Origin of the sequence: Enterococcus sp. GC34 (assembly GCF_040886645.1) — a bacterium.
GTDB classification, from domain to species: domain Bacteria; phylum Bacillota; class Bacilli; order Lactobacillales; family Enterococcaceae; genus Enterococcus; species Enterococcus faecalis.
Window position 1 is genome coordinate 140,767 of sequence record NZ_JBFOEF010000003.1, and the last position, 16,557, is coordinate 157,323.

General features: G+C 37.5%; 17 protein-coding genes. 5 read left to right on the forward strand and 12 right to left on the reverse strand.

The genetic code is table 11. From position 1 onward, the window contains the following. Positions 1-113: 113 nt before the first annotated feature. The 10 genes from AB3I72_RS04360 to AB3I72_RS04405 form a co-directional block, all read right to left on the reverse strand. Entirely contained in the window at positions 114-1,016 is a 903-nt protein-coding gene (locus AB3I72_RS04360) for a diacylglycerol kinase family protein (RefSeq protein WP_061101076.1), read from the reverse strand. A gap of 122 nt (positions 1,017-1,138) precedes the next feature. Beyond that, positions 1,139-2,152: a sugar diacid recognition domain-containing protein gene (locus AB3I72_RS04365; RefSeq protein ID WP_002359587.1), complete on the reverse strand. Its 1,014-nt coding sequence runs from the start codon at positions 2,150-2,152 to the stop codon at positions 1,139-1,141. Between the two features lie 141 nt (positions 2,153-2,293). After that, positions 2,294-3,442, reverse strand: a complete 1,149-nt coding sequence (locus tag AB3I72_RS04370) for a glycerate kinase (RefSeq protein ID WP_061101074.1) — start codon at positions 3,440-3,442, stop codon at positions 2,294-2,296. 21 nt (positions 3,443-3,463) lie between these two features. Beyond that, positions 3,464-4,756, reverse strand: a complete 1,293-nt coding sequence (locus tag AB3I72_RS04375; protein ID WP_002359581.1) for a GntP family permease — start codon at positions 4,754-4,756, stop codon at positions 3,464-3,466. A 109-nt stretch (positions 4,757-4,865) separates the two neighbouring features. After that, entirely contained in the window at positions 4,866-5,549 is a 684-nt protein-coding gene (locus tag AB3I72_RS04380; protein WP_002419471.1) for a TVP38/TMEM64 family protein, read from the reverse strand. Positions 5,550-5,698: 149 nt separating this feature from the next. After that, entirely contained in the window at positions 5,699-6,772 is a 1,074-nt protein-coding gene (locus AB3I72_RS04385) for a PotD/PotF family extracellular solute-binding protein (protein ID WP_010823906.1), read from the reverse strand. Next, complete coding sequence (locus AB3I72_RS04390) at positions 6,769-7,605, reverse strand: ABC transporter permease (protein ID WP_002356512.1); 837 nt, start codon at positions 7,603-7,605, stop codon at positions 6,769-6,771. The genes AB3I72_RS04385 and AB3I72_RS04390 overlap by 4 nt, the downstream gene beginning before the upstream one ends. After that, the gene (locus tag AB3I72_RS04395) at positions 7,605-8,411 is read right to left on the reverse strand and encodes an ABC transporter permease (RefSeq protein ID WP_002356510.1); all 807 of its coding nucleotides are present in this window, start codon (positions 8,409-8,411) and stop codon (positions 7,605-7,607) included. Before AB3I72_RS04395 ends, AB3I72_RS04390 begins: the two co-directional genes overlap by 1 nt. An 18-nt stretch (positions 8,412-8,429) precedes the next feature. Beyond that, positions 8,430-9,515: an ABC transporter ATP-binding protein gene (locus AB3I72_RS04400; protein ID WP_002356508.1), complete on the reverse strand. Its 1,086-nt coding sequence runs from the start codon at positions 9,513-9,515 to the stop codon at positions 8,430-8,432. Positions 9,516-9,540: 25 nt separating this feature from the next. Beyond that, a complete protein-coding gene (locus tag AB3I72_RS04405) occupies positions 9,541-10,083 on the reverse strand; it encodes a helix-turn-helix domain-containing protein (RefSeq protein ID WP_002356507.1) in 543 nt (180 codons plus the stop codon). Positions 10,084-10,346: 263 nt separating this feature from the next. Between AB3I72_RS04405 and AB3I72_RS04410 the strand changes: the two genes are divergently transcribed. The 4 genes from AB3I72_RS04410 to AB3I72_RS04425 are packed head-to-tail and all read left to right on the forward strand — an operon-like array spanning position 10,347 to position 13,318. Continuing rightward, entirely contained in the window at positions 10,347-11,339 is a 993-nt protein-coding gene (locus tag AB3I72_RS04410; protein ID WP_002356506.1) for a YhdH/YhfP family quinone oxidoreductase, read from the forward strand. Positions 11,340-11,354: 15 nt separating this feature from the next. After that, a complete protein-coding gene (coaB, locus tag AB3I72_RS04415) occupies positions 11,355-12,128 on the forward strand; it encodes a phosphopantothenate--cysteine ligase (protein WP_368023615.1) in 774 nt (257 codons plus the stop codon). Then, the gene (coaC, locus tag AB3I72_RS04420) at positions 12,125-12,679 is read left to right on the forward strand and encodes a phosphopantothenoylcysteine decarboxylase (RefSeq protein WP_002359573.1); all 555 of its coding nucleotides are present in this window, start codon (positions 12,125-12,127) and stop codon (positions 12,677-12,679) included. The genes coaB and coaC overlap by 4 nt, the downstream gene beginning before the upstream one ends. A 3-nt stretch (positions 12,680-12,682) precedes the next feature. Beyond that, on the forward strand, positions 12,683-13,318 hold the full coding sequence (locus AB3I72_RS04425) for an ECF transporter S component (protein WP_061101073.1): 636 nt from the start codon (positions 12,683-12,685) through the stop codon (positions 13,316-13,318). Positions 13,319-13,373: 55 nt separating this feature from the next. Here AB3I72_RS04425 and AB3I72_RS04430 read toward each other — a convergent pair whose 3' ends face one another. Both AB3I72_RS04430 and AB3I72_RS04435 read right to left on the reverse strand, forming a co-directional pair. Beyond that, on the reverse strand, positions 13,374-14,579 hold the full coding sequence (locus tag AB3I72_RS04430; protein ID WP_368023616.1) for an aminoacyltransferase: 1,206 nt from the start codon (positions 14,577-14,579) through the stop codon (positions 13,374-13,376). Positions 14,580-14,816: 237 nt separating this feature from the next. After that, the gene (locus AB3I72_RS04435; protein ID WP_002356499.1) at positions 14,817-15,323 is read right to left on the reverse strand and encodes a QueT transporter family protein; all 507 of its coding nucleotides are present in this window, start codon (positions 15,321-15,323) and stop codon (positions 14,817-14,819) included. Positions 15,324-15,585: 262 nt separating this feature from the next. On the opposite strand from AB3I72_RS04435, the gene AB3I72_RS04440 reads away from it, so the two are divergent. Continuing rightward, positions 15,586-16,545: a diacylglycerol kinase family protein gene (locus tag AB3I72_RS04440; protein WP_002356498.1), complete on the forward strand. Its 960-nt coding sequence runs from the start codon at positions 15,586-15,588 to the stop codon at positions 16,543-16,545. Positions 16,546-16,557 lie beyond the last annotated feature (12 nt).

Genomic DNA, 16,557 nt, shown 5'->3' on the forward strand with positions numbered 1-16,557 from the left:
GAAACAAAGTATAGCATATCCCCTGATTGATTCTCTTTTAGATGATTTGAAAAGCCAGAACTTATCTGTTTTTTAAACAAATAGAAATGTTCCAGCTTTTCTCAAAAAATCAGCTATTTTGTTTGTTCTTCACCGCAATACACCGTCAAGTGTTTAGGCAAAATTTTCAGCGTAATTGGCAAAGCAGCTCCTTCATCACCATCCACATTAGTGGATAATTCTTCTTGGTTTTCTAAGGAGATTGTTCCTTCTTTAAAGGTTAGGTAAGCTAAATTATCAGTGGACTGATCGACGCCTTTTAACAAATCTGGAACGGCTTTTACTGCATCCCACAATGATTGATCTTTTAAATAAACTAAATGAAGTTTGCCATCATCCACTTGGGCCTCTGGTAATAATGTTTCAAACCCACCGATTGAATTCGTTAAACCAACTAAAACGGTACTACTTTCAATGGTTTGTTCTTTTTGATCCAAGCTTAAATGAAAAGGATACGTTTGAGCATTCGCTAAATGTTTGGCACCTGAAATAAAATAAGCGAGTTTTCCTAACTTCGTTTTTTGTTCAACGTCCACGTCGTTAATTGACTCTGGAATCGTCCCAATCGCAACGACATTCATAAAGTAGTCGTCATTGATTTTCCCCACATCTAAAGCACTGGTTTTTTCTAAATCTAATTGTTGAATCGCTTCTTCAGGGTCCATCGGTAAATTCAAGGCTCGCGCTAAATCGTTCACCGTTCCTAAAGGAAAAAAGCCAAATTTTGGGCGGTAAGCTTGTTCTGCCAACCCGCTAATTCCTTCATTAACGGTTCCATCTCCCCCCATTACGAAAACACTGTCGAAGTGACTTTCCGCAGCTTCACGGGCAAATTGTTCTGCATCGCCGCCTTTTTCTGTTTGTTTCACTACAACTTCATCAAATAACTGCTTTAATTTTTCTTCTGCTAACGTTTCAAATTCTTTGGCTTTTTCACCACCAGAACTGGGGTTAACAATTAAAACTGCTTTTTTCACTGGTACCACTCCTCGTTGATATCTAAATCGTTTGATTCCTTACAATTATTATAAAAGATATTTTTGATTCTGGCGAAAAATATGCTGACACTTGCTTAACAAACAAGCATTCCTGCTCCTCACTACTTTTCAAAACGTTCTTTAAAGCAATAGGCAAAATAATAGAACAATTTCCAAAAATCTTGCCAAACTTTTGGATCCATCCCCGTCAATTCATGAATTCGTTTCAAGCGGTAATTCAATGTATTTCGATGGATATGTAATACTTGTGAGGTTTCATTGATGTTTAAGTTATGATTGGCGAAAAAAATAACGGTTTCATAGTATTCATCATAAATCGTCTGGATGGTTTCAAAAAAATCCAATTCAATATGAAAAGGAAAATTAAAAATTCCTTGAATGAAAAAATCTTCTGCTTGGTAAAACTTAGCCTTTTCTAATTGGAGAAACGATAGAAGTAAATACGTGTTTTGTGCCTCTTGGACCATTTGTTGAATCGTGGCTTTTTCCGAACTTATCACAAGATATTCTGTTACTGGCTTTGTTATCTGAGGTAGTTCAGAAGTAATCACCAGATAACAATTTTCCCATTCAAATATTTCATGGCCAGGATAATAACTGGATAATAAGCGCTTGTCCTTGGTCAGTACACAATGATTCTGGTCATCTAATTGAAGGTTATATAGTTCCAACGCTTCAAGTTTTAAGGCTTCTGAGTAAGCAGAATCAACATGCATTAAGTGCTGGATAAACTGATTTTTTTGTTTTTTCTTTTTTTCGCGTTCTTGTTGTGTATTTAATTCTTCTGTCAGTAAAAGAACAATCGAGCGCACAAGCTTGGTAAATTTGCGCACCTCGTCTGGTTCTCCTGAAATGCCTACGACACCTAAAATGTGATCATTCAAAATAATCGGTTCATTGGTGCCTTTTTTCTCTAAAGAAGTATCTTTATAAATTTCAATATTTTTTCGTTCATTGATGGCTCTTTCTGCACCACGATGGCGTTCCCCAATTCGAGCAGAATCTCCACTCGCAATAATTTTTCCTCGTTCATCCATAATATTGATGTTATAAGGAATATCTGCCATCAACTTTTCAACAATTTTATTTGCTTGGATTTTGTCTAATTTTAACATTGCTATCGCCAACTTTCTAAAAAGCGAGTAGCGTTTGGGACATAAGCCGCAATGACTTATGTCCCAAACGCTTAATTCTTCAGATCAACGACTGAACATTTTTATTTCAGCTTTCATTACTGATGATACCATGGTTAGTTCTTAGTCACAAGGCACCAGCTGTAATGTACGAGCAATATTTTCAACGGTTCTTTCTAAGTTAACTGGTCCATTTTTCAATGCTGCTTCCAACGGTTCGGCTTTGGCCAAAATTCCAAAAATAGCCGTCATCCCTTCTTCATAGAGGACATCCACATCTTTGCCGATATAGCCAGCACAAGCGAAAACCGGTTTTTGATACTTCTTGGCCAAACGTGAGACGCCATAAGGGGCTTTGCCGAATTTTGTTTGAAAATCCATACCGCCTTCACCAGTAAAGACATAATCAGCGGCTTTTATTTTTTCTTCTAATTGATTCACTTCTACGACAATATCAATTCCTGGGCGTAACTGAGCTTTTGTGAATGCTAGTAACCCTGCACCCAAACCACCAGCAGCTCCTGCGCCTGGCATCATCTCAACATCAATGCCGATCTCTTTTTTGATGATCGCTGCATAATGGGCTAAGTTTTTATCTAATTGAGCCACCATTTCTTCTGTCGCACCTTTTTGCGGGCCAAAGACATGAGACGCCCCTGTTGGCCCTATTAGTGGGTTATTCACATCACTTGCTACTAGAACTTCGGTAGCAAAAATACGTTGATCAAACTGTGTTAAATCGATCTGCGCCAGTTTATCTAATGCACCACCGCCACGCGTCAATTCTTGCCCTTCCTTGTCTAACAAACGCGCACCAAGTGCCTGAATCATACCTGCACCCCCATCATTTGTCACGCTACCACCAATGCCGATAATGATTTTTTTTGCCCCATGATTGAGCGCATGTTGAATCATTTCTCCTGTACCATAAGTAGAAGTGATCAAGGGATTACGTTCTGCTGCTTTGACCAATTCAATTCCGTTGGCTTTCGCCATTTCAATGACCACCGTTTCTTGGTCACCTAATAAGCCGTAATAGGTTTCAACGATTTGATCAGGAAGCGGTCCTGCCACACGCACTGGTACTCTTGTACCTCCTGTTGCATCCACTAAGGAATCCACCGTTCCTTCCCCGCCGTCTGCCATAGGGACGTGTTGAATGTCTGCATCTTTAAATACAGCTAAAATCCCTTTTTCCATTGCCAGACAGGCTTCTTTTGCACTCATACTTTCTTTAAATGAGTCTGGAGCCAAAACAAATTTTTTCGTCATCTTTTCGCGCCTACTTTCCAACTAGTTTAAAATAAAGCCATATAAAATGGTTGCAACAATCGTCATTACCCCACCGACACACATTTCATAAGGAATCACTCGAATTCTTTCTTTAATCGTCATATTCATACTTTGTGCCGTAATATGGAAATAATTGCCTTGAGGAACACTATCAATCACAGTTGCCCCAGTATGCACCATGACTGCTGCTGAAAGTGAAGATGTGCCCATATCTAAAATCGCTGGTCCAAAAGAACCTGTCGCTAAAATAACCGCTGTGGATGTTGAACCAACTGCTAAGCCCATTAAAATACCAGAAATCGGTGCCAAGAAGGTTCCAGAAATTCCCATAACAGAAATTAAGTGGACAATTTGTGTTGATAAATCAGAAACAGAAATTAATCCAGCAATTGCACCTGCACCAATTAAAATTAAAACGGTATCGGTTACTCTCTTCAAGCCAGAAGATGCATAAAAGGCCAGTTGTTTTGTTTGCCCAATCGCAATTGTCCCAACAACTGAGGCGAACGGCAAAATATACAGAGCATCAATATTCAAACTTTTGATGAAAGAAATATTTAAAACGGCGCCAATCGGATTAAGTAATAATAAGACAATCGCTAACACTGGCGCGATCAACGCCTTTTTCAAAGGTAATAATTCTTTTGTTTGTTCCTCTACAAGATCCGTTTCTTTGACCATTGATCCTTTGCTTCTCATGATATTTGCAAGAACAACAGCTGTAATTAAACCAAATACGGCTGGAATAAATCCAGCAATCATAACGTCACTTAAAGGTAAATCAAAGCCGTTCGCCGCTGCAATAGTATTTGGATTAGGCGAAATAATATTACCCGCTTTGCCGCCACCTGATAAGGCAATCAATAATGATAACTTACTGATACCCGTACTTTTCCCAACGGATAGAGCAATCGGGGCAACAATCAACACTGCAACAGGAATGAATACGCCCACAGCTGTAATTACCATTGTGGATAATGCCAAAGATAAAATAGCTTTTTTCTCGCCAAGTTTTTGTACAATGGCGTTGGCAATTGATTCTGCCGCACCGGATTCCATCATCACACCCGCCAACATGCCGGCTGCTAAGACACGGATTGCGGTTCCCATAATACTTTGTGTTCCGTTTAATAGAACAGCGACTGTATCTGACAGGGAAGCGCCTCCAATAAGACAACCAACAATTGCACCAAAAAACAAGGAATACACAGGATTAAATTTTTTCAAAATTAATACTATCGCTACAACTAATCCTAAAATTGCAGCAACCCAAGATATTGTAATATCTGGCATTCAAAATCAGCTCCTTAAATTGTTTACGCTTTCATTTTATCAAAGTCCTTTCTTTTTAAAATTGTAAATTTAACAGGATTTATTGTTCAAATGCACAAAAAAACCGTTCTTAAAGAACAGTTTTTTGAAATCTTTTTCTATCTTTCTTAATAATGACCACCAATCCAACGAACAAAAGAACACTCACAATTAACAATACTGCCGTTTTATTATATCCATGAAATAGTGCTTCGCCTCCACATGCGTAAAGTATTGAGGAAGGAATCACACCAACGACTATCGCGGCTATTAAATTTTTTAATGGCAACTGCATAGTATCCGCAGCAAAATTAATCACAGAAGAAGGAATAATTGGAATCATGTAGCCCACCATAATCCCAATTTTTGGATGCTTCATCCGTCGAATGGACTGGACCCAATGATTGGTCTCCGTTTTTTTATCTAAAAATTTTATATGATGCATCAAAAAGATTGCAACTAAATTTCCCAAACTATTCCCTAAAACGTTAATGAGTGTGCCACTAAATGGACCAAAACTCAATCCTGCAATCACACCGATTACCGAGGTCGGAATCCCTGGTACTGCACACATAATTACTGTCAAAAAAACTAACCACAGCGCTGCTGAAAAACCATGTGAACGAATTCGCTCTAATAATTGTGTCTTACTGGCTTTAGGATTCAAAAATAATTGAATATCTGTTTGATATTCTAGATACAAACGGTAACCAACCAACAGGATTAAAATAAGACCGCTACTGATTAGTAGTATTCGGATTGTTTTCCTCTTCATTTTCTTTGCTCCTTTTATGCTTTACACAAAGTGTAGCACAGGATTCTTTGTGCCTCAATTAGAAGTTTGTATGAATAAAAGCCGACCCTAAAAGTTAGATTTTTTAATCTAACTTTTAGGGTCGGCATGAAAGTTACAAAGGTACTTTTTTATTTCCGATACATCTTAAACTCCAAGAATAGGTCGTTATAAATTCCTAAGTATTCTTGACCTAAGTCTTGGTAAACTTCTAAATGTTTGATGGTTTCATCATCTGGATAAAATTGTTTATCTTCGGCAACTTCTTTTGGTAATAGTTTTTTAGCTTCTTTATTTGGTGTGGAATAACCAATATATTCTGCATTTTGTGCTGCATTTTCTGGTCGTAACATAAAGTTCATAAATGCATAGGCACCCTCTTTATTTTTGGCTGTCTTAGGCATCACAATGTTATCAAACCAGAGATTAGAGCCTTCACTGGGAATCACATAATGTAGATGTTCATTGTTTTCTAGCATTTCAGCAGCTTCACCAGAGAAAGTTACAGCAACTGCACTTTCTTCATTAGCCATGTACATTTTGATTTCATCGGCAACAATTGCTTTGACATTGTTCGTTAATCGGTTTAACTTATCGGTAGCCTGACGTAATTGTTGGTCGTTTTTACTGTTTAACGAATAGCCTAAACTGTTCAAAGATAATCCTAACACTTCGCGAGCGCCATCAATCAGCATGACATTATTTTTTAATTCCGGGCGCCATAAATCATCCCAATGTTGGATCTGACGACCGTCAATAAATTTATCATTATAAATAATCCCCAACGTGCCCCAGAAGTATGGAACGGAAAACTTATTTTTTGGATCAAAGGATTGATCTAAAAAGCGTGCATCAATGTTTTCTAAGCCTTTTAATTTGCTGTGATCAAGTGGTAAAAGCATCTTCGCTTTCATCATTTTTTGAATCATATATTCAGAAGGAATGGCAATATCATAGGCTGTGCCACCTTGCTGAATTTTTGTATACATGGCTTCATTAGAATCAAAGGTTTCGTAATTGACTTTATAGCCTGTTTCTTTTTCAAATTTCTTAATCAAGGTCGGATCTATATAGTCCCCCCAATTGTAAATGGTTAAGGTATCTGCTCCTGCCATGCCACTTGCTTTCTCCAATTGGCGCACGCCAAAAAACAAGATGACAATAATAGCGATAATTCCAATAAAAAGTGACTGTAATTTTTTCATTTTAACTTGGCCACCTCACTTTGTTCCCGACGCATTTTCTTTAAACGTTTTGGCGTATTGTCTTTACTGATAAAGTAATAACCGACAACTAGAATCATTGAGAATAGGAACACTAACGCACTTAAGGCATTGATTTCTAAACTAATTCCCTGACGTGCTCGTGAATAAATTTCAACAGATAATGTTGAAAAACCATTGCCTGTCACAAAGAATGTTACGGCAAAATCGTCCAACGAATAAGTAAAGGCCATAAAGTAGCCAGCAATAATTCCTGGCGCTAAAAAAGGCAAAATAATATTTTTAATCACTTGAACATTATTGGCCCCTAAATCCCGTGCCGCATCTACCATGGAATCATTCATCTCTTGTAGTTTTGGTAAAACCATTAAAACAACAATTGGAATACTAAAGGCAATATGCGACAATAACACACTTGTAAAACCTAAACTGATAAACCCTACTGCCGTGAAGAAAATTAAGAAACTGGCTCCAATAATAACATCTGGTGAAACGAGTAAAATGTTATTAAAGCTAAGCAACGTGTTCCGGTTTTTACGACGTTTTGTATAATAAATCCCCATCGCGCCAAATGTTCCAATGATGGTTGCTATTAAAGCCGATAAGAAAGCTAACAAAAACGTATTCAGAACAATGGTTAACAAACGTGTGTCTTCGAAAACGTTCCGATAATTATCTAACGTAAAACCAGTAAACTGATTCATCGTTTGCGTATCGTTAAACGAATAAAAAATCAAATAAAAGATTGGTGCGTACAGTAGCGCAAAGACAACGAATAAATACACATAAGACCATTTAAACTTTTTCTTTTGCATTATTTGCCACGCCCTTTCTTCTTCTCACCCGTCAGCAACATCACAATAAACATGGCAACAATTAAAATCACACCAATTGTTGAACCCATGCCCCAGTTTTGCGTTACTAAGAAGTGTTCCTCAATCGCCGTTCCCAACGTAATCACCCGATTGCCGCCAATTAAACGCGTTAACATAAAGAGCGAGAGCGAAGGAATAAAGACAGCTTGAACGCCACTTTTCACACCGTTTAGGGAGAGAGGAAAAATGACACGGCGGAACGTTTCCGCACTGCTAGCTCCTAAGTCCCGACTAGCACTAATCAATGAAGGATTCATCTCTTCTAAGGCATTAAAAATCGGCATAATCATAAATGGAATTTCAATATACGTTGCGACAAATAAAAAACTGAAATCTGTAAACAGAATTTGGTGCGTACCCAAACCCATAAAACTCATAAACTGATTGATACTCCCATGAATACTGAAAATCCCAATAAAGGCATAAGCTTTTAATAATAAATTCACCCACGTTGGTAAAATAACGAGCATTAACCACAACTGTTTATGCTTGAGCTTTGTCAAAAAATAAGCCGTAGGATAACTTACCAATAACGTAAAAATGGTAATCAGAAAAGCATACCAAACCGAATTAATGGTCATACTTAAATACGTTCCTGATGTAAAATACGTTTGGTAATTCGCCAAAGTAAACTGGCCATTCATATCGAAAAATGATTGATAAATAATCATTAGCACTGGCGCAATGACGAATAAAAGTAACCACATTACATAGGGAATCGAATAAATTCGACGCATTGTTTTCATTTTATTTTCCCCTTTCGTTTACTCGTCGTAACTTTCTAAACGGGCATCAAAGTCTTCTTCTGATTCATTGAAGCGCATCACGTGAATATCTTCTGGCTCAAAAGAGAGCCCTACTTGAGCACCTTCTTTGGCTTTTCGAGTGGAATGCACCATCCATTCGTTTCCTTGTTCATCAAAACAAATAATTTCATAATGAACGCCGCGGAATAACTGCGTGTCCACCGTTACAGTTAGCTTGCCTTTTTCAAGCGTGGTAATCGTTAAGTCTTCTGGACGTAAAACGACTTCTACAGGTTCATTTTTCCGCATGCCGCCATCGACACATTCAAACTTTTTGCCCACAAATGAAACTAAATTATCTTCCAGCATCACGCCATCCACAATATTACTTTCCCCTACAAAGTCAGCAACAAAGTGATTAATCGGTTCATCATAAATATCGACTGGTGTGCCACTTTGCACGATATGACCTTTATTCATGACAAAAATTTCATCACTCATCGCTAATGCTTCTTCTTGATCATGGGTCACAAAAATAAAAGTAATTCCTAAACGTTGTTGTAAATCACGTAGTTCATATTGCATCGCTGTGCGTAATTTCAAATCTAAAGCGGATAACGGCTCATCTAAAAGCAATACTTTTGGCTCATTGACAATCGCTCGTGCAATTGCGACCCGCTGACGTTGCCCCCCAGACATTTCACTAATTTCACGTGTTTCGTAGCCCGGTAATTGAACCAAACGTAATGCCTCTTTCACTTTTTTTTCAATTTCTGCTTTGGATAGTTTTTTGATTTTTAAACCAAATGCAACATTATCAAAAACATTCATGTGAGGAAACAAAGCATAATCCTGAAACACGGTATTGACTTGGCGTTTATTGGCAGGTACATCATTTATTCTTTTACCATCAAAATAAACATCACCAGAAGTCACGTCATTGAATCCCGCAATAATACGCAAAATCGTGGTTTTACCACATCCTGAAGGTCCTAATAAGGTATAAAATTTTCCTTCTTCAATTTCAAAGCTGACATTTTTTAATACTGGTTCATCGTCAAATTGTTTGACAACATTTTCAAATGAAATCACATGGTTTCTCACTGGATAAACTCCTCCATTTCGTCCTTTATAAATACGATTCTGTCGCCACAATTAACGCACGACTTTTTCCTCGACCATTGTTGCTAATTTGGTGAGGTTCTGTTGCTTGGTAATACATGGTTTGACCTTTTTTAGCAATATACGTCGCTTCCCCTAATGTCAAACGAATGGAGCCATCAATCACATAAATAAATGTTTCCGATAGAGAAGGTTCAAACGTTTTGTATTCGCCATTTTTATCAAAAGTAATAATGACAGGTTCCATTTCTTTTTCATTTGAGGCTGGAATTAACCATTTTAGTTCATAGCCATGTTCTTCATCATAATAGAGGGTACTTTCTTCTTCATTGTAGACAATTTTCTGTTCAAGCGGTTGCTGACTAAAAAACTGCTCTGGCGTCACGCCTAGTACTTCTAAAATTGAGAAAAATGTTTCCATTGATGGTGAGCTTAAATCCCGCTCCAATTGGGAAATATAGCCTTTGGATAAATCCGTTCTTTCGCCTAATTCTTCTTGCGTTAAATTTTTCTGAATGCGTAAATTTCTCAACTTCTCACCAATTTCCATGGCACACCTCGTTTCTATTTTCAACTAATCTTTTCAACAAAAGTTTTGTAATACTAAACTTACAGTTTAGTTTTACCTTTTTTAGTATACGAACTTTTTGAAAAATTTCAACCATTTTTCTTTATTTTTCTAGTCTAATTGTCACACAATCTTTCTTTTCTGTATAACTTACTGTTTATAAGAAGAAAAATGATACGAAAAAATCAGAATATGATAAAATAAGACGAGTTGCTTTTTTACATAATTGGAAGGAGAGTTTTTATATGAATTCATTTCAAGCATTTACGTTAAGAGAACAAGATACATCTGTTATTGGTCAACTAGAAACCATTACTTTAGACGATTTATCAGAAGGCACTGTAGTAATCAAAGCAGCCTACTCCTCAGTTAACTTTAAAGACTCTTTAGCTTCAAAAAAAGACGGCGGTGTGATTCGCAATTATCCAATGATTCCAGGAATTGATGTCAGTGGCACTGTTGTCACATCGGAAGATCCTCGTTTCAAAGAAGGCGATAAAGTGATCGTAACAGGCTATCAATTAGGGGTTAGTCATACTGGTGGTTATTCTGAATATGTGCGTGTTCCTGGCGATTGGGTAGTTCCACTTCCTGAAAAAATGAGTCTCAAAGAAGCAATGATCTTCGGAACTGCTGGCTTTACGGCAGGATTATCTGTCACAGCTTTAGAAGACGATGGCTTACGAGACGACAAAGAAGCCCCCATTATTGTAACTGGTGCGACAGGCGGTGTTGCGACATTGTCTATTGCGATGTTGCATCAATTAGGCTACACTTCAATCACTGCATTAACTAGAAAGCCAGATTCTTTTGAGCTTTTAAAAGAGTTAGGTGTTAGTGAATGCTTATTAGTAGAAGATTTCTTAGCAACTCCTGTTAAAGCATTGATGAAACAGCGTTTTGCTTTTGCAATTGATACCACTGGTGGGGAAATTACTTCTGCTGTTTTACCACAACTTCGTTATGATGGCCGTTCAGCCATTTGTGGCCGCGCTGCTGGAATTACATTAGAGACAACCGTTTTACCCTTTATTTTACGGGGCGTTCATTTATTGGGCATTGATTCGGTTAATGTTGGTATGGACAAACGAAAAATAGTTTGGCAACGTCTTGCCACTGATTTAGACATCACTGAAAAAGCTGTGTATCAAGAGATTACTTTAGAAGAACTTCCCCCTGTTTTTGAAGCATTACAAGCAGGCCAACATATTGGACGGACCATTGTCCGAATTTCTTAAGGAGGCGTTTTGATTATGGATGTTTTAGTTACTGCTGGCGGAACGTCAGAACCGATTGATAATGTTCGTTCGATTACCAATCATTCTTCTGGCGGACTAGGAAAAGCAATTGCTGAAAGTTTTTTAGCTGCTGGACACACCGTAACCTACGTAACAACCAAACATGCATTACGTCCAACCCAACAATTGGACTTATCAATTAAAGAAATAGAAACAACGGTTGAATTAGCCACTACGTTAGAACAACTCTTTGCTGAAAAGCAATTTGATGCGATTGTTCACGCAATGGCAGTCAGTGATTTTACGACGGAAACCGCGCAAACGGAAGAACAATTTATTGATTCTTTTGCGCAACAATTAAGCGAACAAACATTGCCAAAGACCAAAGAAGCCTTGGCAACTATCGTTCAAAACACATTGAATCAGATTGCTGATATTCCTCAAACAGCAACAAAAATTTCATCTGATACGGATCGATTATTAATTTTTCTAAAGAAAAATCCTAAAGTCATCCAAATGATTCGTGACAAGCAACCCCAAACTGTTTTAGTGGGCTTTAAATTACTTGTCGACGTTTCACAAGAAGAACTCGTCCAGGTTGCACAAGCCGCTTTGGTTAAAAATCGGTGTGACTTTGTCTTAGCCAATGACTTGATGAACGTTCATGAAACAGAACACGAAGGATTATTAATTAACGAAACGGGCATTGTCCAAGAAGCTCGTTCAAAACAAGGGATTGGTTCAATGATCGTTAAAAATGTTGAAAAGAAATGGAGAGAACAACAATGAAAACTATTTTATTAGGCGTCTCTGGCAGCATTTCTGCATATAAAGCAGCAGATATTACAAGTCAACTAGCTAAGCTTGGCTACAATGTGGAAATTTTAATGACTAAAAGCAGCACAGCGTTCATCACTCCGCTGACGTTACAATCACTTTCTAAGAATCCAGTGCATACGGATGTCATGATGGAAATTGATCCCAGTAAAATTAATCACATTGAGTTAGCTAAAAAAGCGGATTTATTTTTAGTAGCACCTGCTTCGGCCAATACAATTGGGAAATTAGCCCATGGGATTGCCGACGACTTATTATCAACAGTTGCTTTGGCGCTTTATCCTGAAACACCCAAAATTATTGCGCCCGCGATGAATACGTATATGTACCAAAACCCCATTGTCCAACGAAATATTGGCATTTTAAAAGAAGTCGGCTATCAAGAAATAATCCCACGTGAAGCTCTATTAGCTTGTGGCGATTATGGTCGTGGCGCACTTGCCACTGTTGAAGATATTCTTCAAACAGTGATGAAAATTTTAGCATCTGATAACAAGGAGTAATTTATGAATAACACGAAAAAATTTACGTTAACAGCAATGTTCTTAGCTATCTTACTTTTACTGGCTTTAACCCCACTAGGATTTATCACATTAGGTCCTTTAAATTCGACCACGATGCATATTCCTGTAATTATTGGTTCCATTGTTTTAGGGCCAAAAATCGGTAGTATGTTGGGCGGCACGTTTGGGATCATTAGCTTAATTAAAAATACGACAGCACCAACACCTTTGTCGTTTGTTTTTTCTCCATTTATTCCCGTGATCGGTACCGATCACGGTAGTTGGAAGGCGCTTTTAATTGTGCTCATTCCGCGGATTTTAATTGGGGTCGTTCCTTATTTCGCTTACAAATGGCTAAATAAATTAACGAAGGAAAAAGCGCAACCTGTCTCCTTATTTGTGGCTGGTGTTTTAGGCTCAGCAACGAATACCATTTTAGTTATGAACATGATTTATTTTCTTTTTAATTCAGCTTATGCTGAAATTATTGGTAAAGTTGGAACTGCTGTTTACTTAGCCATTATTGCGACGATTTTCAGTTCTGGTGTGCCAGAAGCTCTTGTTGCTGGTGTAGCTGCTTCAGCAATTGCTAGCGTTTTGCTTCGCTTAATGAAACGGAATGCAACGCAAAAATTATAGAAAAAACCACAGGGGCTAAAAATCAAGTTTGATTTTTAGCCCCTGTGGTTTTTATTTATTTTTTTTGTTTTCGTAATTTATAGGCATATTCACTGGCTTTAAATAATAATTTATTAACCGGTAAATCGAATTCCCCAATAAATTCATTAATCGTTGGGTTGAAGTTTGCTTTAAACTTAATTAAGCCATCATTTAAACTACCTTCTAAGCCGCCCATATTACAGCTTTCGCAGCCACGTTTAAAACATTCTTGAATGGCATCTCGCCAAGTCACATATGTTGGCATGTAGCGTTTATAACGATCATCTAAGCCAGCATAAAGGATTTCACTTGTTGGACCAAATGTCACAGCCAAGGCGCCAGCAACCGTGACGATTTCACCAGCTTCTGCGATATTTTCTTCTAATTCTTTTAGTTCCCGAGTCAAGGAAGCATCTAATTCTTCTAAATTATGGCGCTTTTTCACTTGATTTTCTTTCAAATTACTCAAGTCTTTTTGATTTTTGTCATAGCGTTGTTGCGTGCTATCTAAGCGTTCCTTTAAATTGACTTGCGCCAGCATAATAAAGGAGTCTTCTGGGTAAATGTTCAACAGCTTCTTAAAGTAATCACTATTCCGCAAAGAAATATGTTGGCGTTCCATGGTTGATTGAATGACTTTTTCAAATTCATCAACAAAGTCAACATGCCCTTGCTGCACAACTACCCCTTTTTTTTCAGCTGTTTTAATCATTTTCTTGGTACTTTTTGACAATTGTTCCTCACTAAAATCTTCACGATAAATATTCGCTTGGAAGCGGGGCTGGATGGTGGCCCCCATATCCATTGTCAGTCCTTGATATTTGGCCCCTGCTTTTTTCAAGGTCTCAATAATAGATGTCGCTTCAGCATGCGGTTGATGTTCTTCTCCCAAATGGAAATCTTGATAGTGAACCGCAGGATCCATTTTTATAAATAAAGCTCGTTTTTTCTTGCCAAATTTTTTCAATTCAGCCATAAAGTAGTTGACCAAACGTTCATTTGTATAGTCCATTACTGGACCTCTTGGTGTATATAACATCGTAAAACCGGCTGGTAATGGTTTGATTAAAACTAAACTTGATGCAACTAATGTATCCTTTTCATAAACCCCAACAATTTCAGAACCCCAGTTATCCTTGACTTTTGCCCATGAAGATGACTGTAGTAAATTACATAATGGGTGATTTTTAACAAATGTATCGTGTACTTCTGCCGGAATACCGATTTTAAATGTGTACATGTTCAAACTCCTCTGCTGTGACTTTCCAATAGTCCGTTTATCTTACACTATCATAGTGTATTCCAACAGACTAGTAAAGTTTTACATGAAAATTTTTAGAAAAAATGTAGATCTTATTCTTTATGTAAAAAAGACGAGGTAGAAACAGTTCATTCTATCACTTAGTTCACTAATAGCAACGACACTTTTCTTCACTGCCATTCAAAGGATGAATCATTTCTATCCACATCTTTTCAATTAAATACGTGTTTCAAATTTTAATGACTTGTTGATAAAGTACATGATTGGTGCTGAAATCGTCATAATAATCGCTTCACTTAATGCTAACCAACCATAAGTTGTCCAAAATGCTTGACCGCCACTTGGTACTAGCATAAAGGCAATAAAAAACATACTTACAGTGAAAAATAGACTATTTAGACACATTCTAACAGGAATACTTGGTACCTTTTTTTGTAAAAAAGCTGTTAAGCTCAACGCAAATAATGTTTGCGCTCCACCAAACAGAGCATCCATTACACCGAAACCAAAAAATAAGTTAAAAAAGATAACGCCGCCTAAAACACCCCACATCAATTTGCGATTGAAAACGACTAGGTGATTCAAACTTTCTGAAATTCTAAATTGAATCATACCAGAAGAAACTGGCCGAACCAATAAAGAGAGGACAATATATAAGCCCATAATGATACCATTGGCTAAGACTGTTCTTAGCTTTCGATTGGCTTGAAACGAATTTTGCATACTTTTTCCTTCTTTCTCCGAGTTTTTTTACAAGGGATGGTTGATGAACCTTGGTTACAATTGCAACAGTTCACATTCTAATATGGAAAGTCAAAATAGTCAATGAAAGCCCTGTTTTACTTTGCACTTATTTGCAGTTTTCACCTCTCGTGCATTGTTTCGTACCTTTTTCTAGTCATTTTTTACTTTTTTAAGCAATCTTTATTCGCAGAAGTTCCTCCCTCTGGTATAATGGACAATAGCGATTCAAAGGAGGAGCTCAATGAACATTCACTACTATCTTATTATCAACGAGCAGGCAAGTAGCGGCAATGGCCGAAAAGTCGCTAGAAAAGTGATTCAACAACTCAAGCAACAAGAACTTAAATATACGGCTCTTTACACTGATTACGCTGGACATGAAAAAGAATTGACGAAGGAACTTGCAGAAACAACTTTACTTCCTTGGTCTGAAGACTTAGACGTTTCAACTTTTCCAATCCTAGTCGTGCTAGGCGGCGATGGCACACTACATAATGTCATTAATTCATTACTTCCATATGATTCAGCTATTCCTTTAAGCTATATTCCATGCGGCTCTGGAAATGATTTTGCACGAGGGGTGGGATTATCAAGAAATATTGATAAAGCATTGCATCAAATCCTGCGCACCAGACGACCAAAAGAAATTCAAACGATTCATTATGTAGAAGCCAACCAAGAAGAAATCGGCTTAGCCACCAATAATGTTGGCTTAGGATTAGATGCGGCAATCGTGGAAAAAACCAACGAATCGTCATCAAAAAAAGCCTTAAATAAATTTAAGCTTGGCTCGCTTTCCTATATTTCTTCAATCATTCATGTCTTTTTTAAACAAAAAGGCTTTCCAATTTTAGTTGAAATGAATGGTAAACAATACACATTTAATCGTGCTTTCCTATGTACGGTCACAAATCATCCTTATTTTGGCGGGGGCGTATCAATTATGCCGACGGCCAATCCTCGCAAAGCAGTCGTGGACTTAGTTGTCGTGGAACGAATCAATATTTTTAAAATTTTGTGGCTTATTTTCCTATTGCTTCGTCAAAAACAAGGGAAATCTAAGCATTTTCATCATTTTCAATCAAGTAAAATTCGAATTGTTTCGACGATTCCACAAACCATTCACGCAGATGGCGAGATTTTAGGCAAACGAAGTATTGATATGGTTTATACCACACAAAAACGTTTGTTTTGGTTTTAACTGAGTCCCTTA

What these genes read in the sequence shown, in the direction of transcription:
- AB3I72_RS04365 (WP_002359587.1), bottom strand. Translation starts at nt 2,152, where the DNA reads ATGTTAAAATTAGACAAAATCCAAGCAAATAAAATTGTTGAAAAGTTG.
- AB3I72_RS04370 (WP_061101074.1), bottom strand. Translation starts at nt 3,442, where the DNA reads ATGACGAAAAAATTTGTTTTGGCTCCAGACTCATTTAAAGAAAGTATG.
- AB3I72_RS04375 (WP_002359581.1), bottom strand. Translation starts at nt 4,756, where the DNA reads ATGCCAGATATTACAATATCTTGGGTTGCTGCAATTTTAGGATTAGTT.
- AB3I72_RS04380 (WP_002419471.1), bottom strand. Translation starts at nt 5,549, where the DNA reads ATGAAGAGGAAAACAATCCGAATACTACTAATCAGTAGCGGTCTTATT.
- AB3I72_RS04385 (WP_010823906.1), bottom strand. Translation starts at nt 6,772, where the DNA reads ATGAAAAAATTACAGTCACTTTTTATTGGAATTATCGCTATTATTGTC.
- AB3I72_RS04390 (WP_002356512.1), bottom strand. Translation starts at nt 7,605, where the DNA reads ATGCAAAAGAAAAAGTTTAAATGGTCTTATGTGTATTTATTCGTTGTC.
- AB3I72_RS04395 (WP_002356510.1), bottom strand. Translation starts at nt 8,411, where the DNA reads ATGAAAACAATGCGTCGAATTTATTCGATTCCCTATGTAATGTGGTTA.
- AB3I72_RS04405 (WP_002356507.1), bottom strand. Translation starts at nt 10,083, where the DNA reads ATGGAAATTGGTGAGAAGTTGAGAAATTTACGCATTCAGAAAAATTTA.
- AB3I72_RS04410 (WP_002356506.1), top strand. Translation starts at nt 10,347, where the DNA reads ATGAATTCATTTCAAGCATTTACGTTAAGAGAACAAGATACATCTGTT.
- coaB (WP_368023615.1), top strand. Translation starts at nt 11,355, where the DNA reads ATGGATGTTTTAGTTACTGCTGGCGGAACGTCAGAACCGATTGATAAT.
- coaC (WP_002359573.1), top strand. Translation starts at nt 12,125, where the DNA reads ATGAAAACTATTTTATTAGGCGTCTCTGGCAGCATTTCTGCATATAAA.
- AB3I72_RS04425 (WP_061101073.1), top strand. Translation starts at nt 12,683, where the DNA reads ATGAATAACACGAAAAAATTTACGTTAACAGCAATGTTCTTAGCTATC.
- AB3I72_RS04430 (WP_368023616.1), bottom strand. Translation starts at nt 14,579, where the DNA reads ATGTACACATTTAAAATCGGTATTCCGGCAGAAGTACACGATACATTT.
- AB3I72_RS04435 (WP_002356499.1), bottom strand. Translation starts at nt 15,323, where the DNA reads ATGCAAAATTCGTTTCAAGCCAATCGAAAGCTAAGAACAGTCTTAGCC.
- AB3I72_RS04440 (WP_002356498.1), top strand. Translation starts at nt 15,586, where the DNA reads ATGAACATTCACTACTATCTTATTATCAACGAGCAGGCAAGTAGCGGC.